The sequence below is a fragment of the Ruegeria meonggei genome, assembly GCF_900172215.1.
In the GTDB taxonomy this organism is placed as follows: Bacteria; Pseudomonadota; Alphaproteobacteria; order Rhodobacterales; family Rhodobacteraceae; genus Ruegeria; species Ruegeria meonggei.
On record NZ_FWFP01000011.1, the window covers coordinates 22154 to 44895 of the forward strand.

Annotated in this window: 22 protein-coding genes and 1 tRNA gene; 11 read left to right on the forward strand and 12 right to left on the reverse strand. The window is 55.9% G+C overall.

The window, feature by feature from the left end; genetic code table 11:
* Positions 1 to 169 precede the first annotated feature (169 nt).
* The gene (locus tag RUM8411_RS16935) at positions 170 to 2026 is read left to right on the forward strand and encodes a M10 family metallopeptidase C-terminal domain-containing protein (protein ID WP_085823905.1); all 1857 of its coding nucleotides are present in this window, start codon (positions 170 to 172) and stop codon (positions 2024 to 2026) included.
* Positions 2027 to 2208: 182 nt separating this feature from the next.
* A tRNA-Val gene (locus RUM8411_RS16940) sits at positions 2209 to 2283 on the forward strand.
* 135 nt (positions 2284 to 2418) lie between these two features.
* On the opposite strand, the gene lon is transcribed toward RUM8411_RS16940, so the two are convergent.
* The 3 genes from lon to RUM8411_RS16955 form a co-directional block, all read right to left on the reverse strand.
* Positions 2419 to 4830, reverse strand: a complete 2412-nt coding sequence (lon, locus tag RUM8411_RS16945; protein ID WP_085823906.1) for an endopeptidase La — start codon at positions 4828 to 4830, stop codon at positions 2419 to 2421.
* A 213-nt stretch (positions 4831 to 5043) separates the two neighbouring features.
* A complete protein-coding gene (tgt, locus tag RUM8411_RS16950; protein WP_085823907.1) occupies positions 5044 to 6174 on the reverse strand; it encodes a tRNA guanosine(34) transglycosylase Tgt in 1131 nt (376 codons plus the stop codon).
* A 63-nt stretch (positions 6175 to 6237) separates the two neighbouring features.
* The gene (locus RUM8411_RS16955; protein ID WP_085823908.1) at positions 6238 to 7149 is read right to left on the reverse strand and encodes a nucleoside hydrolase; all 912 of its coding nucleotides are present in this window, start codon (positions 7147 to 7149) and stop codon (positions 6238 to 6240) included.
* Positions 7150 to 7323: 174 nt separating this feature from the next.
* Between RUM8411_RS16955 and RUM8411_RS16960 the strand changes: the two genes are divergently transcribed.
* The 3 genes from RUM8411_RS16960 to RUM8411_RS16970 all read left to right on the forward strand — a co-directional run bounded on the left by RUM8411_RS16960 (position 7324) and on the right by RUM8411_RS16970 (position 8950).
* Complete coding sequence (locus RUM8411_RS16960) at positions 7324 to 8214, forward strand: SPFH domain-containing protein (protein ID WP_085823909.1); 891 nt, start codon at positions 7324 to 7326, stop codon at positions 8212 to 8214.
* Positions 8214 to 8492: an NfeD family protein gene (locus tag RUM8411_RS16965; protein ID WP_085823910.1), complete on the forward strand. Its 279-nt coding sequence runs from the start codon at positions 8214 to 8216 to the stop codon at positions 8490 to 8492. The genes RUM8411_RS16960 and RUM8411_RS16965 overlap by 1 nt, the downstream gene beginning before the upstream one ends.
* Before the next feature lie 95 nt (positions 8493 to 8587).
* A complete protein-coding gene (locus RUM8411_RS16970) occupies positions 8588 to 8950 on the forward strand; it encodes an SUF system Fe-S cluster assembly protein (RefSeq protein ID WP_085823911.1) in 363 nt (120 codons plus the stop codon).
* A 214-nt stretch (positions 8951 to 9164) separates the two neighbouring features.
* Here the strand turns inward: RUM8411_RS16970 and RUM8411_RS23085 are convergent, their stop codons facing one another.
* On the reverse strand, positions 9165 to 9590 hold the full coding sequence (locus RUM8411_RS23085) for a hypothetical protein (RefSeq protein ID WP_234995279.1): 426 nt from the start codon (positions 9588 to 9590) through the stop codon (positions 9165 to 9167).
* Positions 9591 to 9704: 114 nt separating this feature from the next.
* Between RUM8411_RS23085 and RUM8411_RS16980 the strand changes: the two genes are divergently transcribed.
* On the forward strand, positions 9705 to 10070 hold the full coding sequence (locus RUM8411_RS16980; RefSeq protein ID WP_085823912.1) for a HesB/IscA family protein: 366 nt from the start codon (positions 9705 to 9707) through the stop codon (positions 10068 to 10070).
* Here the strand turns inward: RUM8411_RS16980 and RUM8411_RS16985 are convergent.
* Entirely contained in the window at positions 10067 to 10981 is a 915-nt protein-coding gene (locus RUM8411_RS16985) for an isopenicillin N synthase family dioxygenase (RefSeq protein WP_085823913.1), read from the reverse strand. The genes RUM8411_RS16980 and RUM8411_RS16985 overlap by 4 nt on opposite strands.
* A 125-nt stretch (positions 10982 to 11106) precedes the next feature.
* Between RUM8411_RS16985 and tpiA the strand changes: the two genes are divergently transcribed.
* Complete coding sequence (gene tpiA / locus RUM8411_RS16990; RefSeq protein WP_085823914.1) at positions 11107 to 11856, forward strand: triose-phosphate isomerase; 750 nt, start codon at positions 11107 to 11109, stop codon at positions 11854 to 11856.
* 191 nt (positions 11857 to 12047) lie between these two features.
* Positions 12048 to 12755, forward strand: coding sequence for an FkbM family methyltransferase (locus RUM8411_RS16995; RefSeq protein WP_268808364.1), 708 nt, complete (start codon positions 12048 to 12050; stop codon positions 12753 to 12755).
* A 69-nt stretch (positions 12756 to 12824) separates the two neighbouring features.
* Here RUM8411_RS16995 and RUM8411_RS17000 read toward each other — a convergent pair whose 3' ends face one another.
* The 6 genes from RUM8411_RS17000 to RUM8411_RS17025 form a co-directional block, all read right to left on the reverse strand.
* Positions 12825 to 13136 carry a DMT family transporter gene (locus tag RUM8411_RS17000; protein WP_085823916.1) on the reverse strand — a complete coding sequence of 104 codons (312 nt, stop codon included), beginning with the start codon at positions 13134 to 13136 and terminating at the stop codon, positions 12825 to 12827.
* Positions 13137 to 13294: 158 nt separating this feature from the next.
* On the reverse strand, positions 13295 to 14671 hold the full coding sequence (locus RUM8411_RS17005) for a TRAP transporter large permease (RefSeq protein ID WP_085823917.1): 1377 nt from the start codon (positions 14669 to 14671) through the stop codon (positions 13295 to 13297).
* Positions 14671 to 15348, reverse strand: a complete 678-nt coding sequence (locus tag RUM8411_RS17010; protein WP_085823918.1) for a TRAP transporter small permease — start codon at positions 15346 to 15348, stop codon at positions 14671 to 14673. Before RUM8411_RS17010 ends, RUM8411_RS17005 begins: the two co-directional genes overlap by 1 nt.
* 117 nt (positions 15349 to 15465) lie before the next feature.
* Positions 15466 to 16467 (reverse strand): DctP family TRAP transporter solute-binding subunit, encoded by a 1002-nt coding sequence (locus RUM8411_RS17015; protein ID WP_085823919.1) that lies wholly within the window; start codon positions 16465 to 16467, stop codon positions 15466 to 15468.
* Positions 16468 to 16815: 348 nt separating this feature from the next.
* Positions 16816 to 18045 (reverse strand): sigma-54-dependent transcriptional regulator, encoded by a 1230-nt coding sequence (locus tag RUM8411_RS17020; protein WP_085823920.1) that lies wholly within the window; start codon positions 18043 to 18045, stop codon positions 16816 to 16818.
* Complete coding sequence (locus RUM8411_RS17025) at positions 18042 to 19775, reverse strand: sensor histidine kinase (RefSeq protein ID WP_085823921.1); 1734 nt, start codon at positions 19773 to 19775, stop codon at positions 18042 to 18044. The genes RUM8411_RS17020 and RUM8411_RS17025 overlap by 4 nt, the downstream gene beginning before the upstream one ends.
* A gap of 47 nt (positions 19776 to 19822) precedes the next feature.
* On the opposite strand from RUM8411_RS17025, the gene RUM8411_RS17030 reads away from it, so the two are divergent.
* Positions 19823 to 21004 (forward strand): cytochrome P450, encoded by a 1182-nt coding sequence (locus RUM8411_RS17030; RefSeq protein ID WP_085824037.1) that lies wholly within the window; start codon positions 19823 to 19825, stop codon positions 21002 to 21004.
* Between the two features lie 6 nt (positions 21005 to 21010).
* Here the strand turns inward: RUM8411_RS17030 and RUM8411_RS17035 are convergent, their stop codons facing one another.
* On the reverse strand, positions 21011 to 21490 hold the full coding sequence (locus tag RUM8411_RS17035; RefSeq protein WP_085823922.1) for an Lrp/AsnC family transcriptional regulator: 480 nt from the start codon (positions 21488 to 21490) through the stop codon (positions 21011 to 21013).
* A gap of 142 nt (positions 21491 to 21632) precedes the next feature.
* Between RUM8411_RS17035 and cobA the strand changes: the two genes are divergently transcribed.
* Both cobA and RUM8411_RS17045 read left to right on the forward strand, forming a co-directional pair.
* On the forward strand, positions 21633 to 22409 hold the full coding sequence (gene cobA, locus RUM8411_RS17040; RefSeq protein WP_085823923.1) for a uroporphyrinogen-III C-methyltransferase: 777 nt from the start codon (positions 21633 to 21635) through the stop codon (positions 22407 to 22409).
* Positions 22409 to 22723 carry a DUF2849 domain-containing protein gene (locus RUM8411_RS17045; protein ID WP_085823924.1) on the forward strand — a complete coding sequence of 105 codons (315 nt, stop codon included), beginning with the start codon at positions 22409 to 22411 and terminating at the stop codon, positions 22721 to 22723. The genes cobA and RUM8411_RS17045 overlap by 1 nt, the downstream gene beginning before the upstream one ends.
* Positions 22724 to 22742 lie beyond the last annotated feature (19 nt).

Below are 22742 nucleotides of genomic sequence, written 5' to 3' on the forward strand. Positions count from 1 at the left end.
AGAGTAAGACACATTTGCGCCTTGAAATCCCCGCCTTAGATTTCGACTATATTGGCAGTCAGAAACGCGACGATTTTTGCGTTTAGAACTTCAAAAACGAAACGCATCCGAACCCGGTACAATGCTGCCAGGCATCAGGACGCGAAAGACACGGAAACGGTAGTAAATTATGGCAATCGCAGTAAGTAACTCTCCTGGTAACAACCCCACAGGAAATCCATTTGTCGACAGTCTGATCTGGGGATCTTCCTGGTCTGGCGGCACCATCACCTATTCTTTTGACCCTGGTTACTATGGCGACAGCGCTTTCTCATTAGCGATGAAATCTGCAGTTCGTGCAGCCTTCGACATTATTGAAACCATTATTCCGCTGAATTTTTCCGAACAGGGGTTTCTGACTGGCGGGGGGGCCTTTATCAATGACGTCGACATCACCTACGCTCTGGTTTCACAAAACTATCTTGGCGGTCCGGGCAGTGTAGGATTCCACCAAGTTCCGGGTGATTCATCACTTGCTAGCGATGGAAACCAAGCCATTTTCGGCCTGTTTGGATATGATTCAATAATCTACAATCCTGAGGGCCTCCAAAAAGGCGGCGCTGGTTTTTCGGTTATCTTGCATGAAATTTTACACGGTTTGGGTCTTGCACATCCACATGACACTGGCGGTGGGTCATCCATTTTTCCAGGCGTCTTCTCATCGACCGGTGATTACGGGTACCAGGGCCAAAACCAGGGCATTTTTACAATCATGTCGTATAACGAGGGATACGCTCAGGCAATTCCGGTTACTACGTATACCTACGGCGATGTTGCGACACCGATGGCGCTCGATATTGCGGCATTGCAAGCGATCTACGGAACGGCATCCAACGCAACCGGGAACAACGTGTACAGCCTGCCCGGATACAACGGCGCGGGGACACATTGGTCTTCGATCTGGGACACCGGTGGAAATGACACGATTTACGCTGGCGGGGTTCAACGAAACACGGTCATTAACCTAAATGATGCGGATCTTTCAGGCTCGGATGCTGGTGGCTCGCCGATCTATGCCGCAGGTATTCAAGGCGGGTTTACGATCGCCAATTCGGTTGTAATCGAAAACGCAGTCGGTGGTACAATGTCGGACACAATTATCGGCAATGAAGTCGGGAACTGGCTGGATGGTCGCTCTGGAAACGACATTATCTATAGCGGGTCCGGAAATGACCAGATCATTGGAGGAGACGGCAACGATACACTTTCCGGCGACAACGGCTCGGACATTGTGTCTGGTGGAAACGGAGTAGACAACATCATTGCCTACGCGGGCGACGGAAACGACAACATCAATGGTGGTGGAGGTTATGACTGGCTACGCTTTACCGGGAACACGTCCATAAATCTGGATCTGTCCAACAAAGGTCAGCAAAACACCGGCTACGGGTTTGATACCATCCGGAGCATCGAACATGTTTCAGGAAGCGATGCAAATGACCAGATTACTGGATCAAAAGTTGCCAACATTCTGAATGGAAGAAAAGGAAGCGACACACTTGATGGGCAAGAGGGCGACGATACCCTCAACGGCGGCAGACACAGTGACATATTGATCGGCGGCAGAGGTCGGGACACTATTAACGGTGGCAACGGCGCGGACATTATTGAAGGTGGCAAAGGCCTGGATTTCATGAACGGCGGTAATGGCCCTGACACTTTCGTCTTCACAACGATGCGTGACAGCACGAATTCAACGATCTATTCCGATGTAATTGGCGATTTCCGCTCTGGTGAGGATAAAATCGACCTGAGCGCGATTGACGCCAGTGAAATTTTGCCAGGTGATGACGCATTTATCTTCAGGGGTCAGGGACCGATCACAACATCTCAGGAAGGTGAGATTTCCTATCTGAAAATCGATGCCGCGGGGACTGCGAACGACAGAACCTATGTCTTTATTGACTCGGACGCCGACAAAGCCCGCGAAATGGTGATCGAATTGACGGGGCTGCACGACCTGACGGCCAACGATTTCATCCTCTGATGTCCTAGCAACTGCAGAGCGAGGGTCTTTTGCGCCCTCAATGCCAGACGGGTATTAATACCTGCAAAGGGCAAGCAACAAAAACACTGTTTTGCTTGCCCTTTTGCTTTTTCCCAAATTTCACCTATCCTGATCAGGCACCCTTGCGAACTTTTGAGACTCGCTATAATAGGCTTGCGCACGGGTGATTAGCTCAGTGGTAGAGCGCTTCGTTCACATCGAAGATGTCAGGAGTTCAAATCTCTTATCACCCACCATCCTCCCCTCAGTAAATCTTTGCAAGACGCGGCATATCCGGCGAAACCGGTGGAGGATTCGCTGAATTCAAAATTCCTTTGCTAATAAAAAAGGGCGAGGTCACAGACCCCGCCCCAATCGTTTGTCCCGAAACATTAATGCGCGGTTGCTGAAGCACCACTTCCGTCCGAAGTCACTTTGGCCGCCGCCGCAGCGGCTTCTTCTGCGGCTTCGTCCCATTCAACAGGCTCTGGATCCCGCACCAGCGCCTGCTTCAACACTTCGGACACGTGGGAAACGGGAATGATTTCAAGCCCTTCTTTCACGTTGTCCGGGATCTCGGCGAGGTCCTTTTCGTTCTCTTCCGGGATCAGCACTGTTTTGATCCCACCGCGCAAGGCCGCCAGCAATTTCTCTTTCAAACCGCCGATCGGCATCGCGTTTCCACGCAGGGAAACCTCTCCGGTCATTGCTATGTCCTTGCGCACCGGAATACCGGTCAGCACCGACACGATCGAGGTGACCATTGCCAAACCGGCGGAAGGTCCGTCCTTGGGCGTTGCCCCATCCGGCACGTGGACGTGGATATCCAGCTTGTCGAACTTCGGCGGCTTCACCCCGATCTTAGGCGAAATCGAACGGACATAAGACGAGGCCGCATCGATGGATTCCTTCATCACATCGCCCAGCTTGCCGGTGGTCTTCATCCGGCCCTTTCCGGGCAGCTTTAGCGCCTCAATGTGCAACAGATCGCCACCGACGGACGTCCAGGCCAGACCAGTGACAACACCAACCTGATCATCCTGTTCAGCCAGACCATAACGGAACTTCGGCACGCCCAGGAAATCATCCAAGTTTTCAGGTGTCACGGTGACTGCATCCGCCTCCTTCTTGATGATCTTAGTCAGCGATTTCCGCGCGACCTTGGCGATCTCACGTTCCAGGTTCCGCACACCCGCCTCACGGGTATAGGTGCGGATGATCGATTGCAGTGCCTCATCGGTCAGTTCAAACTCTTTGTCCTTCAGGCCGTGGTTTTTGACCTGTTTGTCGATCAGGTGCTGCTTGGCGATTTCGCTTTTTTCGTCTTCGGTGTAACCGGCCAGCGGAATGATCTCCATCCGGTCCAGCAAAGGACCGGGCATGTTATAGCTGTTGGACGTGGTCAGGAACATCACGTTGGACAGGTCATATTCGACCTCCAAGTAGTGATCCATAAATGTGCTGTTCTGTTCCGGGTCCAACACTTCAAGCATGGCCGAGGCCGGATCGCCGCGGAAATCCTGCCCCATCTTGTCGATCTCATCGAGCAGGATAAGCGGGTTCGTGGTTTTCGCCTTTTTCAGCGCCTGAATGATCTTGCCGGGCATCGAGCCGATGTAAGTCCGGCGGTGACCGCGAATTTCGGATTCGTCACGCACGCCGCCAAGGCTAATGCGAATGAACTCGCGCCCCGTGGCTTTGGCAACCGACTTCCCAAGCGAGGTCTTACCAACACCCGGAGGGCCAACAAGGCACAGGATCGGCCCCTTCAACTTTTTCGAGCGCTGCTGAACGGCCAGGTATTCGACGATCCGTTCCTTGACCTTCTCAAGGCCGTAATGGTCATCGTCCAGAATGGTCTGCGCGCGGCCCAAGTCTTTTTTGACTCGGGATTTGGTGCCCCAGGGCAGAGACAGAATCCAGTCCAGATAATTGCGTACAACCGTCGCTTCGGCAGACATCGGGCTCATGTTACGCAGCTTTTTCAGCTCGCCCTCGGCCTTCTCCAGCGCTTCTTTCGACAGTTTGGTTTCGGCAATCTTGGCTTCCAGTTCAGCAACTTCGTTGCCGCCGTCCTCGCCGTCGCCAAGTTCCTTCTGAATGGCCTTCATCTGCTCATTCAGATAATATTCGCGCTGCGTCTTCTCCATTTGGGATTTGACGCGGGTCTTGATCTTTTTTTCGACTTGCAGAACAGACATTTCGCCCTGCATCAAACCATAGACCTTTTCCAGCCGCTCGCTGACGCTGAGGGTTTCCAGAAGATCCTGTTTTTGTTCGACCTCTATGCCCAAATGGCCCGACACAAGGTCAGCCAGCTTGGCGGGTTCGGCGGTTTCACCGACGGCAGAAAGCGCTTCTTCGGGGATGTTCTTGCGCACTTTGGCGTAGCGCTCGAACTCATCAGAAACGGTACGCAGCAGCGCTTCGGTTGTGGTGACGTCGCCCGGAATTTCGGTCAGATATTCTGCGCGCGCCTCAAAAAAATCTTCGTTTTCCAGAAATTCTGTGATCTGTACTCGCGCCTGGCCTTCGACCAGCACTTTGACTGTACCGTCCGGCAGCTTCAGCAGCTGCAGTACGTTGGCCAATACACCCGAGCGATAAATACCGTCCTGAACCGGGTCGTCATCGCCTGGGTCAATCTGGCTGGACAGCAAAATCTGTTTGTCGTCCTGCATCACCTCTTCCAGTGCGCGGACGGATTTTTCCCGACCCACAAACAGCGGCACGATCATATGCGGGAAAACCACGATATCGCGCAGCGGCAGTACGGGGTACGAAGAATTCAGGGGCTCTTGCATGCTCAATCCTTATCATTGGCAAGACGGCTCTGGTCCCTCATCGAGGCAACGCCCGGCCATCTCCTGTCTTGGACAATAAAGGTGGGGCAGACACCGCCCCTTTTCAACCTCATCATCATTTGTCTGAATTAGAATGACCTGTGGTTTTTCGGACTGCAAGGCGTCGCAACAACATATCCACCGATTTTAACATAGCAGGCCGATTGTCGGAGCTTAAATCGGCTCAATATCCCCTTGCGCGCGTTGCGCATGGAATTCTGACTGCCAGCTTTGGAACGTACCTGTCGCGATAGCATCCCGCATGCCCTGCATGATTTCCTGAAAATAGTGCAGGTTATGCCAGGTCAGCAACATGCCCGAGATCATCTCATTGGCTCGAAACACATGGTGCAGATAGGCCCGCGAGTATTTGGTGCAGGCCGGGCAGGAACAGGACTCGTCCAACGGGCGCGGATCATCGGCGTGGCGCGCGTTTTTGATGTTCACAACTCCGTTGCGGGTAAACACCTGCCCCGTGCGGCCCGAGCGGGATGGAAGAACGCAGTCCATCATGTCGATCCCGCGCGCGACTGCACCGACGATATCATCCGGCTTGCCCACGCCCATCAGGTATCTTGGTTTGTCGACCGGAAGAAAATCGGGCGCGTAATCTAGGCAACCAAACATTGCCTCCTGCCCCTCTCCTACGGCCAGACCGCCAACGGCGTATCCTTCAAAACCGATCTGCGTAAGCGCCTGGGCACTTTCTTCACGCAGATCCTGTTCCAGCCCGCCTTGCATGATGCCAAACAGGGCATAGCCAGGACGATCACCGAAAGCCTGGCGCGACCGGTCGGCCCATCGCATCGACAGGCGCATGGACTCGGCGATACGGTCACGGTCTGCGGGCAGCGCCGGGCACTCGTCGAAACACATCACGATGTCCGACCCCAACAAGCGCTGGATCTCCATCGACCGTTCCGGGGTCAATTCATGCTTGGACCCGTCGATATGCGATTTAAACGTTACGCCCTTTTCGGTGAGCTTACGCAGACCCGCCAATGACATGACCTGAAATCCACCCGAGTCGGTCAGGATAGGGCGATCCCAGTTCATAAACTTGTGCAGACCACCCAACCGATCAATCCGCTCGGCCGTTGGGCGCAGCATCAGGTGATATGTGTTGCCCAACAGGATATCCGCCCCGGTGGCGCGCACGCTTTCCGGCATCATCGCCTTGACTGTCGCGGCCGTTCCGACGGGCATGAAGGCAGGCGTGCGAACTTCGCCGCGCGGTGTGTTGATTACACCGGTTCTGGCCTTGCCGTCGGTGGCTTTTAGGTCAAAGGAAAATCGGTTGGTCATGAAGGGCCTCGGGGTCGCTGAACCGGGCAGCATTTGCCTGATCTGTCCGATCTTTGCAACCCGTCAGGGCAGTGAGGCGACGCGCTCGGTAAACAGGGACACGACCCCTGCCCCGTCCACATCCCGGCACACCCGGACAGGCGGGCGAGAGGTAACCGGCCGGGTTGCGCCGATCTCGGGCCCTTCGACAATCACCTGCAGACCAGTCTCGACGGTTTCGAACATAGGTTCGTGGGTACAGGCGATCACAGCCGTTGAATCGTGCAAGCCGCAGCCATCCAGGCCACCGACCTCTTTGTAAAACTTTAGATAAAACCGAGAGATATCACGCAGGAACCCACCCATATCCAGAGAGCGAGCGGCCAGAGCCTCAAAGTCTGCGGTTTCATAAAGCGTTTTCAACGTTACGTCCAAACCTACCAGCACGGTATCCGGCGGGGCGGCAAAAACCGCGTCCGCAGCGCTGGCATCGTGATAGATGTTGGCCTCGGCGTGTTCGGTGATGTTTCCGGGACAATAAACGGCCCCGCCCATAATTACCAAACGTTGGATGTTGCCGGCAAAGCTTGGGTCCAGCCGTATCGCTTCGGCAATATTGGTCAATGGACCGACGGCGCACACAACCAGCTCACCTTTATGTTGGCGTGCCATTTCGACCAAAAACTCAGCTGCGGACAACCGATGGTTGGCCCCGATCTGAGGAATCTCGGTGATATCCCCAAACCCTTCGGGCCCGTGCACATGCTCGGATGGTGCATGGCTGGTTTCGCCCAAGGCAAACGCAGCCCCCTCGGCCACTGGTGCCTCCAACCCCAGCTTATCAAGCAAAAACCGGGCGTTACGGCTGGATTGATGCACATGCGTGTTACCGAATACGGTTGTCAGGCCGATCAGGTCGATCTCAGGTGCAGCGGCGGCATAGGCAATCGCCATGGCGTCGTCGATTCCGGGGTCTGTGTCGATAATCAGTTTCATCCCTGCCCGATAGCGCAATCGCAACGGGATGCAAAGCGGTCACATTTTGAAATTTCCACCTCGCCCACACAGGTTCTAAGATTTGCTTCCGCGTCCAATCTCTTCATACCTGAGTTGAAATTTGGCGACTCAACCCCCAAATGTATACTATAGTACACAATAATGAGGACAGTTATGACCGAAGACCAGATTATTGGATTGTTGACGTCGAACATCATTTACGTACTTGCGGCCGTTTTGATCGTTGTCGTTATTCTCAAGGGCATCAAAATCGTCCCGCAATCCGAAAAATACGTGGTCGAACGGTTCGGGCGCCTGCATTCGGTGCTTGGCCCCGGGATCAACTTTATCGTTCCGTTTCTGGATGTTGCACGTCACAAGATATCCATTCTTGAACGTCAGTTGCCAAACGCGACGCAGGACGCGATCACCAAGGACAACGTGCTGGTGCAAATCGATACATCGGTGTTCTACCGCATCCTCGAACCGGAAAAGACCGTGTACCGTATCCGTGACGTAGACGGCGCGATTGCAACAACCGTTGCCGGGATCGTGCGGGCGGAAATCGGTAAAATGGACCTGGATGAGGTTCAGTCCAACCGGTCTCAACTGATTGATCGTATTCAGGAAAGCGTTGAGACTGCCGTTGATGACTGGGGTATCGAAGTAACCCGGGCCGAGATTCTGGACGTTAACCTGGATCAAGCAACCCGCGACGCGATGCTGCAGCAGCTGAACGCCGAACGTGCCCGGCGCGCGCAGGTGACCGAGGCGGAAGGCCTGAAACGCTCGGTCGAGCTGCAGGCCGATGCCGAGCTGTATGCCGCCGAACAAACCGCCAAAGCCCGCCGAATTCAGGCCGAGGCTGAAGCCTATGCCACAAGTGTGGTCGCCAAGGCCATTCAGGAAAATGGTATTGAGGCCGCCCAGTATCAGGTGGCGTTGAAACAGGTCGAGGCTCTGAATGCTTTGGGCAATGGCACCGGTTCGCAGACCATCGTGGTTCCTGCCAATGCGCTTGAGGCATTCGGTGACGCCTTTAAGATGCTGAAAGGAGGCAGATAATGGCCGATCCCTTCTGGCTGACCTGGTGGCTATGGCTGGCTGCCGCTCTGGCGCTGGGTATTCTTGAGATCGTGTTGCCCGGCTTTATTTTCCTTGGCTTCGCCATCGGTGCTGCGGTGACAGGGTTGTTGCTGCTGATTCCGGGCCTCGCCCCGTCCCTGCCAATCCTGTTGCTGATCTTTGCGGCATTGTCCCTGATCTCGTGGCTGATCCTGCGGCGCATGTTCTCGCTACCCCATGACCAGGTGAAGACTTTCAACCACGACATTAACGAATAAACGCGGCTGGCGCCCGCAAAGGGTGCCACTGCACCTCTGGACGCTGCCGCAGGCATTCCCTATATAAACGGTCAGAAAACAGCCTCGAGGCACGCATGACGCATCCCAGTGAACAGTTTGAAGGCACTCCGCTGATCGCGCCTTCAACGATTGAACATCCCCTTTACGAGGCTGTGGTCGACGCCTGCCGAACGGTCTATGACCCGGAGATTCCTGTAAATATCTACGATCTGGGTCTGATCTACACCATCGACATTACTGGCGAAAACGCGGTGAAAGTAATCATGACACTGACAGCGCCCGGATGCCCCGTTGCAGGTGAAATGCCCGGCTGGATTGTTGAGGCGATTGAACCCGTTGCAGGCGTCAAAGAAGTTGATGTCGAGCTGACATGGGAGCCGCCCTGGGGCATGGAAATGATGTCAGACGAGGCACGGCTAGAGCTTGGGTTTATGTGAACCTGACAGACTAGGCTTTTGTCATAAAAGCTTTGTCTCTCCGTTACACAACCATAGAAAAAGCGTCACACAGTTTCGGAATAGTGCCGGTATCGGCCCTGGTTACATACCCAGCCCGGACCGGAAACATATGTGCCGCCCCCCAAAACCGGCCAGAGATTTGGACCGCTCTTGCCCGAGAGCGGTCTTTTTAATCGCAAAGGCTGCAACGCAGTTACTTGACGCCGCAGGTAGATTTGATCTCAGCAGCACGTTCATCCAACGCCTTCACGTAATCCCCTGACAACATGGACAATCTCTTGTCTTCTGTGCCGGTTACCAACCCCAGCAAGGCACCGGCTGGCAAGATGGAGATGACACTTTCCACCTGCTGGTCCTGAGCATGTTTCTTTTCTGCGGCAATTGCCCTCAGGTCACCTTCGGCGGTTGCACAATTGACGGGATGCCTGTCCGGTTCGGTGTCTGCCAAAACAGAACCCGAGGAGATTGAAAACACACCAAGAGATGCTGCCAACACCATGGTTTTAAAAGTATCTTTTCCGGTCGCCATTTTATTCATCCTGTTTTGAAACTGCCTGAACCTAAGGTGCCTTAGGCTATGGGCAGCTTGTTTCAAAAAGCAAGCTGTCTTAAGTCCCAAAATCACATCCTCGATCTACCTGACCAGAAAAGTTAGGTAAGCAGGGCTGCTGCACCTTGAGCCCGCTGCCTCTGGGCACTAAGTTATAGGCAACACTCGACGACGGAGATCTCCATGTTCGGTATTCCCGGCAAACAGGCTGTTACCATGACTGCGAAGGCTGCAGGGCAGATCGCCCGCCTAATGGATCAGGGCGGTCATGCGGGTTTGCGCATTGGCGTCAAGAAGGGCGGCTGTGCCGGTATGGAATATACGATGGAGTATGTTGACCAGCCCGACGCAAATGACGAAGTCGTCGAACAGGACGGCGCGCGGATCATGATCGCGCCTATGGCCCAGATGTTCCTATTCGGAACCGAGATCGACTATGAAGTGTCGCTGTTGGAATCCGGGTTCAAGTTCCGCAACCCAAATGTCGTCGATGCCTGTGGTTGTGGTGAGTCAATCAAATTTGACGAAGGTTTGACACCTCAAGCCTAAGATGCCGCCTGCAGGTGGACGTAAGTCTCATTGAATCGCTGTGTCAGATGCTCACCGGCGCGGATCGTTTCGCCTGAATCCGGTGGCGCCACGTTTGTGTCATATGACGGGTTAAAAAACAGCGGAACCGACAGTCTTTCATGCGCGTCGCCGACCACACGGTGCAGCGTGGCTTTGACCTGCCCCGCTGTCCAGAACTCAAGCATCTCGCCGAAATTGATTACAAAGGTTCCGGGTGCGGCCTCGACCCGTTCCCAACTCTGATCCGGCATAAAGACCTCAAGCCCTGCGGTCCCGTCTGTGGCCAGCAAGGTCAGGCAGCCGTAATCCGTGTGTGCGCCAATCCCGAAATCCCGATCCCCTGCCCATGATGGGCGCTGAGGATAGTAGTTGCCGCGCAACAGGGCCATCGGGGTATCAAATCCGCTGTCAAAGCTGTTCGCATCCCGCCCAAGTGCTGCGGCGATCACCCGCAGAACACGCATCGCGACGGCGCAGGCGTCGGAATAATAGGCCTGTATCGTCGATCTGAATTCAGGTGGATTGTCCGGCCACAGGTTCGGCGCATAAACACTGAGGTCCGCGTCATGATAGCGGTTTCCAGCAGGCACCTCATAACCGCAGTCAAACACCTCTTTTAAATCTGGGTTCGCCTCGGGATCGACCTGTTCGGATTGCGAGGCGCCCCACCCCCGGTTTGACCCAGTGGCGGCCATATCAACCTGGTTCTTTTCTGTTTCGGGCAAATGAAAAAACGCGCGATAAGCGCCAATCACCTGACGTATCCGATCGCTGTCTAGCCCAGTGTTAGACACGGTCAAAAAGCCCACGTCCTGAACCGCGCTTTGCAGTTTGGCCAGCTCAGCGGGATCACGCTGGTCCAGTTTTTTCAGGTCAAGATTTTGGATCATTCTGACGATACCTCTTTCGGCGGAACCTGCCGTTTTGTTGCACGCTCTGCAACCAGAATTGTCAGACTGTGTTGGCGGTGTTATCCGGGTCTGGGAACATTTAATTAATTCAGGGAGAACGCGACATGCGGCGCAAGCTGGCGGCAGGCAATTGGAAGATGAATGGAACCGCTATAGCATTGGCTGAGCTGGAAGCGTTAGCCCGCGCATTCCCGTCCCCATCGGTCGACGTTCTGATCTGCCCGCCCGCAACTTTGCTGCACAGCGCAGCGAAAGCGTTGGGTGGCACGGATATCGCGGTGGGTGGTCAAGATTGTCATGCCGCGACCTCGGGCGCACATACCGGCGACATCAGTGCGGATATGCTGGCTGATGCGGGAGCGACCTCGGTGATTTTGGGCCATTCGGAGCGGCGCGAGGATCATGGTGAGCAAAACGACGACATCCGCGCCAAGGCCCGTGCGGCAATGGATGCCGGCCTTAAGACAGTCATTTGTGTGGGCGAAAGCCTGGAACAGCGCGACGCGGCCAATACGTTGGATATAATCGGCGGGCAGCTGTCCGGCTCAATTCCTGATCAGTCTACCGGAGAGAACCTGGTTGTCGCGTATGAACCTATTTGGGCCATTGGCACTGGCAAGGTTCCTACGCTGAACGAAATCGGTGAGGTTCACGATTTCATCCGCGCCCGCCTTGAGCGCCGTTTTGGCGAAGGCGTCGGCCGTTCGGTTCGGTTGCTGTATGGTGGTTCGGTCAAGCCAACCAACGCCTCAGACATTTTTGCCGTATCCAATGTTGATGGTGCCCTGGTAGGCGGTGCCAGCCTGAAAGCGCAAGATTTCTCGGGTATCATCGACGCTTTATCCAAAGTTTGATTTCAACAGCTCCCTCGCCACACATTGTGCCTGGAGAATTCTGCCAGTGAGGCGCCGCAACACGCATAAAGGAACAGACAAAAAGCCCATGAATGCGCCCACGGGTGCGTTCATTCCAACCTCGGGAGGAACTCGTGAAAAGCCAACAACGCCAGCCCAGCAAAAATTCGGTTCTTCAACAAATTCGGGACATGGAAATTCCTGTCAAAAGTGTCATCGATGTTGGAATTCACTTTCAGACAAGAGAACTGATGGCGGCTTTTCCCACCCAAAAACACTATTTGTTCGAGCCTGTTGCCGATCACTACGACAAGATCGAACAAAACTATCGCGACGCCGGAATTGACTATGATTTGAACAAAGTTGCGGTTTCAAATCAGGATGGATTTGCTGATCTTGCGGTTTCCTCAATCCGTGGCACAGACGAAGTCACGCACTCAAGCCTCACTGGGGCTGACAGTCGTGGTCAGGAAATTCGCCGGGTTCCCACGCTGAAACTTGATACGTTTGTGGCTGAACATAAGCCAGCTGCGCCATATCTGATTAAGATCGACGTCGACGGAGCCGAAGAAATGGTCCTGCAAGGCGCGCCGAAGGCGCTTGAGGATTGCTCGATCCTGATCATTGAGGCAGCCGTTTCTGCCGTTTCCACACGTATCGAGATGGCCGTTGCCGCCGGGTTTGTTCTGCTGGACATTGTGGACATATGTTACAATCAGGGATGCTTGTGGCAAGTTGATCTGGTGTTTATCAATCCCAATCTCGGCACCGAAGATTGGAGGCGCGCCACACAAATTGTTGAGCCGGACAATTGGTGCAGCCTTCGTTTGGTACGACACTCCCGCGACGGTTTCTGGAAAAGGAAACGGTATCAACTCAGAAAAAAGCTGCGTGGTTAAGGCAAACGGATGGTGAGGTTCAAAGCCCGTTTGCCCAATTGCGCCCCGCAAAATGTGACACAAGCCCGATCAGGCTAGTTTCATTGTCACCAGCCCTGTCACAATCAAGACCGCCGCAATTATACGTCCGGGGTTGACGGTTTCGCCCAGCAACATCACACCGACAAGAAACGCGCCCACGGCACCGATACCGGTCCAGATAACATAGGCCGTACCCAGCGGCAAAGTCCGCATCGCCAGCGCCAAAAGGCCAAAAGAACCGATCATCGACACGCCCATGATCGCAGTCGGCCAAAGCCGCGTGAACCCCGCCGATTGCTTCATGGCGACCGCCCAAACGATTTCCAAAAGGCCAGCGAATAACAGAAAAATCCAGGGCATAAGAACACCTCGTACCTTTCGGGTCGTCCCGAATGATCATCCGTATTGGAGAGGTCGTCCTCAAGGTTTAGGTAATAAGTCTGTGACGCGCTTCAATACCTCAGACACAAAAAAACCGGGCGCCGCAGACGCCCGGTTTGTGTTTCTGTGAGGCACGGCTAGTTGGTTATGATTTCCGGCCCCATGAACGTATTTGGCAAGAAAGTCGATATCCAGGGGATGTAGGTCACCATGATCAGGAAAACGAACAACACCGCCAGGAAGGGAAGCGCAGCCTTGACAACACCCATCATCGGCATGCCTGCCACGCCCGAGGTTACAAACAGGTTCAACCCGACCGGAGGCGTGATCATCCCGATTTCCATGTTCACCACCATGATGATGCCAAGATGAATGGGGTCGATGCCCAGTTCAATCGCGATCGGAAAGACCAAAGGAGCCACAATCACCAGCAGGCCCGAGGGTTCCATGAACTGACCACCGATCAGCAGAATTACGTTCACCACGATCAGGAATGTCACTGGCCCAAGACCCGCCGACAACATCGCGCTGGCGATGTGCTGGGGTACCTGCTCATCCGTAAGCACGTGTTTGAGGATCAGCGCGTTGGCGATCACAAACAGCAGTGTAACTGTCAGTTTACCAGCCTCAAACAGGGTGTGCTTGGTGTCAGGGTGAATGAACGCCGTCAGCAGCGCATAGGGTTTTTTCAGCAATGACGTGTTGCGCGTATCCCCTTCGGTGCTGAGCGGGCCCATATCCTTATAGACAAAGCTGGCAATGAAGAACGCGTAAACAGCCGCCACGGCAGCAGCCTCGGTCGGCGTAAAGATACCGCCATAGATACCGCCCAGAATGATGACGATCAGGAACAGACCCCATCCGGCTTCACGGGCCGAGACAAAGATCTCTCCCCAACCTTTCCATTCGCCCTTGGGAAGGTTCTTGACTTTGGCCATGACGTAGATGGTCACCATCAGCATCAAACCAGCCAACAAGCCCGGAATGACGCCCGCCAGGAACATGCGACCGACGGAAACTTCCACAGCCGCGGCATAGACGACCATCACGATCGAGGGCGGGATCAGAATACCCAGCGTACCGGCGTTACAGATCACACCAGCGGCGAATTCCTTGGAATAGCCAACTTGCCGCATCCCTGCGATCACAATGGACCCGATGGCAACCACAGTGGCCGGAGAAGACCCAGACAGCGCGGCAAACAACATGCAGGCGAACACTCCCGCAATCGCCAGACCGCCGGGTAAGTGCCCGACACAGGCAATCGAGAACCGGATGATCCGACGCGCCACGCCGCCGGTTGTCATGAAAGACGAGGCCAGAATAAAGAACGGGATAGCCAGCAGGGTAAAGTGGCCCTCAAACGCTTCGAACAAGGTTCCCGCGACAGAGGCCAGTGAGCTGTCAGAATAGATCAGCAGGAACAGGGTTGAACTGAGCCCCAGAGCCACCGCAATCGGTACACCAATCAGCAGCAGGCCAATGACCATCGAGAAGAGAAGTACAACATCCATCAGTCACTTGCTCCTTGCTGAGCGCGGACTTCTTCTATCTCGTCCTCGACTTCGTGGCTGGCGACCAGACGGTCGGTTTCACCGCGCCAGATTTGTAAAGCGACTTGCGAAAACCGGATCACCAGCAACACCATGGACACGGGCAACACCAGGTATGGCACCACCTTGGGCAGCTTTTCATACCCTTCGCCATAATTGATCAGCCCTTCCAGAAATCGCAGCGGGGCAACCATGGGAATGTCGTCGACCTCATAAAAGCTCTGGCTACGTGCGGCAGTATCAAAACCGGTCGGGAACCAGCGACCCGAAGTGGGTGGCAGATCCGCGAACACAGCCCAATAATCATACGAGCCCTTCAACAGCAGCAGCGAAAACACCAAACAGCACGCCACCGAAATCAGCGCCAGAACACGGCGCGGCGCGGGGGCCAGCATGTTTAGGATGGCATCCACACCCAGATGCGCGTGTTTCTTGACCGCATAAGACGCGCCCAGCAGAACCAGCCAGCCGAACATGAACACTGTCAGCTCAAGCGCCCACAGAATGTTTGAGTTGAAAAAGAACCGCGCGATCACGTTGGCAAAAGTCACGGCCGTCATCAGGCCCAACAGCACCGCGATCAGGGTTTCCTCGATATGGTCGACCAGCCCGCTTTGGCCGGGTTTCGCACCAGACATCTCTCTGTCCCCGCATTTTTTTGTGATGAGAGTGATAGCGGGCGGGCCTCAGATGGCCCGCCCGGCCAGCGCGTCGATAACTCCCCAGCCCCCGGACGCGCGGCCTGTATTCCGGGATTAGAACCCGGCGTTGATCGCCTGAGCGGCGTCAATCTTGTCCTGGCCCACATCGTCTGCAAACTGATCCCAGACAGGCTTCATCGTATCGACCCAGGCCTGACGCTGTTCGGGGTTCAGCTGGCGGATGATGCCGCCCGCGTCCGTGATCGAGACCTTGGCCGCTTCGTTCACTGCAAAGGCTTCTTTGTTGCGCTGCTCAGTCACCTCAGACAGGATTGTCAGGAACTGGTCGCGCACTTCTGGATCCAGGCTGTCCAGCCAGTCGACATTGGTCACAACCAGATAGTCGATAATGCCGTGGTTGGTCTCGGTGATGCCGTCCTGCACCTCAAAGAACTTCTTGCCGTAGATATTCGACCAGGTGTTCTCCTGCCCGTCCACAACACCCTGTTGCAATGCGCCATAAACTTCCGAGAACGCCATTTTCTGAGGGCTACCACCGATGGCTTCCATCTGGGCGACCAGAACGTCCGAAGATTGCACACGGAATTTCAGGCCATCCGCATCCGCGGGTGTTTCGAGTGGCTTGTTGGCCGACATCTGTTTCATGCCATTGTGCCAGAACGCCAGACCTTGCAGGCCACGGCGCTGCATGCTGTCTTTCATGGCCTGACCATCGGCCGAGGCCTGGAACGCATCCACGGCTTCAATGTTCTTGAACATGAACGGCAGGTCGAACAGGCGGAACTGCTTGGTGAACTTTTCGAACTTGGACAAGGACGGCGCGGCCAGTTGCACGTCTCCTTGCAACATCGCCTCAAGCACTTTGTCATCGTTATAGAGGGTCGAGTTCGGGTAAACCTCCATACACATCACGCCCTGCATCTCGTCATTGACGCGTTGCTCCAGCAGCGATGCAGCGATGCCCTTGGGGTGTTTGTCAGTGTTGGTTACGTGCGCGAACTTGACGACGATCTCGCCATCGTCGCAGGCGGCCATTCCGGCGGTTGCTGTCACGGTCAGTGCAACTGCGGTTGCAGCCGTTGTCAGGAATTTCATCAGTCTTTTCCTCCCAGACTTCCTTCATCTTCCAATCGGCACCCAACGGGCACCGCTGGGGCGAAGTGAACCGAATCAATGCTTGCTGCTCAACTTTTTGTTGGCCTTCACGTCGAATTGTATTTTTGATATATTTTTCAATTACATATCGACAACTTGTTGCGCAACGCATGACGGACACAGTTGCCCTGTGCGGATTTTCGCACAGGCTTTGGGTTGGTTGTGCGGATTTTCGCACAGTTCTCGAATCGCTTCAGGCGAATCGCTCGGGCATCCGACCAGCGAGCTGCCTGACCCAATGCCCTGAAACGCGTGAGAATACGGTAAAAGTGACCGGAGGCTATTTGGCTATCTCCGATAATCCTCGGCTCTAATCTGATAGCGGGCCAACTTGTCGTAGAACGTTTTCCGCGGCAGTTTCAACGCTTTGGCAGCGTCCGCGGCCTTGCCGTTATGCCGTCCCAAAGCCGCAATCAACAGTGATCGCTCGACCCGTGCCATCTGCTCTACCAAACCAAGGTCCGTGGCCTGAGCCACCTCTTCTGGCATCCCCAGTACAAACCGCATTGCCGCCGACATCAACGAACGCGCATTGCCGGGCCAACTGTCGGCCATCAGCGAGGCCAGATGTTCGGACGAGATTTCAGGTTCCGCGATACCCGCCTGCTCTGCCGCCTGCGCAACATAGTGGCGAAAGATCACCGGAATGTCCTCGGGCCGTTCCGCAAGCGACGGGATGCGCACGCGCATGACATCCAGCCGATAAAACAGATCAGCGTGAAATTGTCCCTTTGACGACAGGGCAGCCAGATCAGCGGTTGTCCCGGCCAGAATGCGTGCGCCCACGCCCTGCTCGACCATTTCAAGCGCCGCGTATTGCGTGGCCTCCGGCATTGCTGAGATTTCATCCAGAAACAAAGAACCTCCAGCCGCGTCTTCGCAAACACCAACCAGATCATCGGCGGTCATTCCAGAGGATGGTCTTTTGACAAATGGCCCCTGCCCTTGTGGCGACATCAGGTGGATAACCTCCGCCACCTTCGAGATGCCACTGCCGGCGGGTCCTGTGACCAGAACCTCGGCCCCGGTGGGCGCGACGGATCGAACACGTTCGCGCAGTGCCTCAGCTTGCGCGGACAACCCAAACAGCATGCGCGCAGCCGGGTCTCCACGCTCAAGCTCGTGTTTCAAGGCCCGGTGTTCCAGAACCTGTGCCCGGGACGCAAATGCTCTTTCAAGAACGTTCAGCAGATCGGCGGCGGCACAGGGCTTTTCCAGAAAGTCGAACGCACCCTGCCCCATGGCCTGCACCGCCATCGGGATATCACCTTCGCCGGTCAAAAGGATGACGGGCAGATCAGGGTCCATATCATGGGCATAGTTCAGCAGATGAAATCCATCCCGGCCCGGCATACGAATATCCGACACGATCACACCGGGGAAATCCGCGCGGATTTGATCTTTGGCCGCCACAAAGGATCCCGCTGTAACCGGATCGTAATCTGCCAATTCCAGCGTCTGCGCGAGCGCCTCACGCACGGCGGCGTCGTCATCGACCAATAGAACCTTGCGCGTCATGCGATCTCGTCTTCCCGGTAATATTCAAGCTCAACAGTAAACATAGCACCCGTTGCCGCGTTCGTTCCGCGAATGTTACCGCCAAAGCTTTGCACCAGACCATATGAGATCGACAGGCCCAGCCCCATCCCTTCGGACGACCCAACTGCTTTGGTCGTATAGAAAGGTTCAAACAGCTTTTCTGTGTTCTCAATACCCGGCCCGATATCCCGCACAGTCACGGCCAGTTTCTGTCCATTGTTAATCCTAATTCGGATCAGCCGGTCTTCCTGTTGGCTCATCGCGTCTGCTGCGTTGTTGATCAGGTTCACAAAGACCTGCACCAGCCGCACCTCTCCGCCCCAGGCAAACACGAGGGCGTCTGGCGGTTGCCATTCCATCGTAACGCCTTCGGCCCGCAAGCGCGCATCGGTCAACTCTATAGCCGTCTCGATCACCTGAACCAGATCGACCTTGCCCATCGGTTCGCTTTCATTGCGCGCAAAGGCGCGCAGGTTCTTGATGATCCGCGCCATCCGGGTGGCCATGTCGGATATGCGCGTCAGGTTGTCAGCAGCTTTTCCCTCGCGGCCGCGGGCAAGAAACGCCGTGCCATTGTCCGCGAACTGCTGGATCGCCATCAACGGCTGGTTCAGTTCGTGGCTGATCCCTGCAGACATTTGGCCAAGCGCGTTAAGTTTGCCAGCCTGGATCAGTTCTTCTTGCGCGTGTTTCAGCGCGGCCTCTGCTTCGAGCCGTTCGTGGACCTCTCGCCGCAAGGCTGCGTTGGCCACCGTCAGGTCGTGGGTTCTGCGGGCGACGCGGCTTTCCAAGACCAAATTGGCCTCGGCCAAAGTGCGCCTGCGTTCTGTCGCCAGAAACAAAAAGGCCCCAAAGGCCAGACAAAGCGCGGCCACCGTTGCGGCCTGCAATCCGGCCAGACGGCGCGCGGGGGCCACGTCGACCAGCACCTCGGCCGTCATGTCGATTACCGGCAAATCAAGCATCAGGTGCAAGGCCCGGCGCGGCAGATAACGGCCCCAGTTCAGGTTCCACAGCTCATGCCGACCCACCTGGACAGAAGCGAAGTCAATCGCCTCCGCCTTTGGCGGCGTCAACCCCTTTTGCCCGTCCGCACGGTGCCAGAACAGCAGGTCCGACCGGTTAGAGATAAAGACCACACCCTCTGCATCGATAAAGAACACTGCCTCGGTACTGCCGCGCCAGGTCTGTTCAACATCCTGCACGTCAGCCGTGACCATCAACGCACCGCCAACCTGCCCCAAAGGACCAAACGCCGGGGCCGCGTAGGAATAGGTCCGATTGCCGGTGATTGGCTGAACCCCGTGTGCGCTGCCCATTGCGCCCTGCATGGCGCGCTGAAACGCGGGGTGTTCGGCCATGCTGGGGCGCAGCACCGGATGCGCTGCGACCAGAACCCGGCCGTTTCGGTCCAGATAGATCATGTTATCTGCCGCCGTCTTGTCGGCCACGTCCAGCAGTAGTGCTTGCGCTGTACGTTTCTGTTCTGGCGTGTCTAACGTGCGCAAAGCGGGATGGTTTGCCATCAACACCGCCAGTTCTTGATACACTTGCATCTGCGTGCTCAGTCGGTCCGCAGCCAATTCAAGATCCGCCTCGGCCTTATCGCTAAGCTGCGACAGCGCCTGCCGATAGCCATACGACCACACTCCGGCTGACAAAAGCCCGACAGCGACCAAAAATCCCAAAATGACCCAAAGCCTATGCATGACATAGGGTCTTGCATTCAGCGCGCGCCATGGCAAGTCTGCGCCGTATGAAGACGGTCATCCAATCCCCGGTCGATCCGGGTTTCATGCAAAACCCTTATCCTTTCTATGACACAGCCCGCGCAGAAGGCGACCTTGTCTATTGGGAGGATTACAAAAAAACCGCCGCGGTATCGCATCGCGCTGTCCAAGCCTTGTTGAAAGACCGCCGCTTTGGCCGCGAGGTTCCGAACGAACTGCACCGCCCGGGCCCCGACCATTTGTCTCCATGGCTAAAGGTTGAGGCACATTCCCTGCTGGAGGCGGAGTCCCCCCGACACACAAGACTGCGGGCGCTTGTGATGCGGGCCTTCACCTCTCGGGCCATTGCGGCGCTTGAACCGTCGATCCACGATCTTAGCCATGCGCTGATTGACGACTTCCCCGATACACCTTTCGACTTGTTGGATGCGTTTTGCACACAAATTCCGGTAATCACGATCTGCCGCCTTCTGGGCGTACCTGCAGAGATGTCGCCCAACCTGCTGCGGTGGTCCCACGCTATGGTGGCGATGTATCAAGCCAGCCGCACCCGCGAAACCGAAGACGCGGCGGCCATGGCTGCGCAGGACTTTACCGCCTTTCTTGGCGACTATATCGAACAGCGCCGCACCGATCCGCAGGACGACCTGATCACCCGCCTGATCGCCGCTGAGGAAGATGGCGAAAAGCTCTCACGCGATGAGTTGGTTGCCACCTGCGTCCTGCTGCTGAATGCCGGGCACGAGGCGACGGTGCATTCGCTTGGAAACGGGGTAAAGACAGTTCTGCAACTTGGTCTTGGGGCACAGATATTTGCCCCTGACCAAATTGACGGAACTGTCGAAGAAATCTTGCGCTATGATCCACCACTGCACATGTTCACGCGCTATGCCTATGAAGATGTTGAGATATTCGACCACAGCTTCAAACGCGGCGATGAGGTCGCGCTGTTGCTGGGCGCGGCGAACCGCGACGCGGCAGTCTGGAAGGATCCACACAGGTTTGACCCGACGCGCCACATTGTGACCAACACCAGTTTCGGCGGCGGACTGCATTTCTGCGTTGGTGCGCCGCTGGCCCGGCTGGAAATGCGCATCGCGCTGATAGCGCTGTTTCGGCGCTGGCCGACTCTGCACCTCAGCGAGGCGCCTGAATATTCAAACACCTATCACTTCCATGGGTTGACGCGCCTGATGGTTCAGGTTTGATCGACCTCAGCCGTCGATTAGCGCGTTCAGCGGCAGCATGGTGGTGGATTTGATTTCCTCCATCGACAACAGCGCGGTCACGTTATGCACCCGCACTTCTGAGATCAGGGTCTGGTAGAACACATCATAGGCGCGAGCGTTTTTAACGCGGACCTTAAGGATGTAGTCGATATCGCCCGCCAACCGATGCGCCTCTTGCACTTCTGGGCGATCGCGCAGCGCTTTCAGGAATTTGCGCTGCCAGTCGGCCTCGTGTTCCGAAGTGCGGATCAGCACAAAGAACGTGGCCTCGAACCCTAGCGCCTCGGCATCCAGCAGAACGGTCTGCTGACCAATGACGCCTGCGCCTTTAAGCTTGCGAATTCGGTTCCAGACAGGGGTCTTCGAGCTGCCAACACGGGCTGCAATTTCGTCCAGCGATTGACTGGCGTCACGCTGAAGCTCAGCCAGAATTTTCCGATCCGTGTCATCAATCCGCACCGACATTCCAATTTTCCCTTCGTTTCGAAACTTGTGTCCTTCTGGGTGGTTGTGGGGGAACGTATGTCCTTATTTGCCCGCCCATATGGCGCATTACCGGGAATATTTCCTATATTGAGGGTCAAGTCAAACCAACCCGAGACTCACCATGCACGTAACGCATTCATATGATCACGCTGGCCATGTCGACTTTGTCGGCGCCGGACCAGGCGATCCAGAACTGCTGACACTCAAGGCGCTGAATGCGTTTGAGCGGGCCGACGTGGTGCTGCATGATCGTCTGATCAGCGCTGAGGTTCTGGCGCTGGCAGGCAAAACGGCCGTGCTGGTGGATGTGGGAAAAGCCGGGTTCGGCCCCTCCTGGAAACAGGAAGACATCGATGCCCTGCTGGTGGATTACGCGCTGAAAGGTCAGCGCGTTGTGCGCCTCAAATCCGGTGACCCGACAGTGTTTGGCCGACTGGACGAAGAAATTGAGGCCGTCGAGGCTGCTGGCATCCCGTGGCGCATTGTTCCCGGCATTACTGCGGCTTCGGCTGCCGTTGCTGGCATAGGCCAAAGCCTGACCCGGCGCGGACGCAACTCCTCGGTCCGGTTTCTGACAGGGCATGACATGAAGGGCTTTGCCGATCATGACTGGGCTGCGCTGGCACGAGATGGCTCGGTGGCGGCCATCTATATGGGCAAAAAGTCCGCCCGCTTTGTTCAGGGCCGTCTGATCATGCACGGCGCCGACCGCGCCACGCCGGTTACTTTGGTTGAAAACGCTTCGCGCCCTGATCAGCGCATATTGGCAACGACCCTGGACCAGTTGCCCAGTGATTTGAACGCCGCCGAATTGGACGGCCCCACTTTGACCTTTTATGGCCTTGCCCCGCGACAAGCGGCCCAGGCCGTGACCGAATTTAAAAAGGAGCACGCCTGATGGCCCGCGCTTTTACCCCCAAAATTGTCACTGCCAACGATCTTCTGGAAGGCGATGTGATCTATCTGACCGAGGACGACCGTTGGTCGCGGGATTTGTCCGAGGCCGAGCTGATCACCGACGAAGCCCACGCGCAGGTGCGCCTGCTGGATGCCGAGCGTCAGGTCAGCAAGATCGTCGGTGCCTATCTGGCCGACGCAGTCGCCGGTCACAAAGGCCCTGAGCCCACTCATTTCCGGGAAGATTTCCGCCGCACTGGTCCGTCCAACTATGCCCACGGCAAACAGGAATCCTCCCCGCAGCCCCGGACCTGAATTCAGGCTCCCTTCTCCC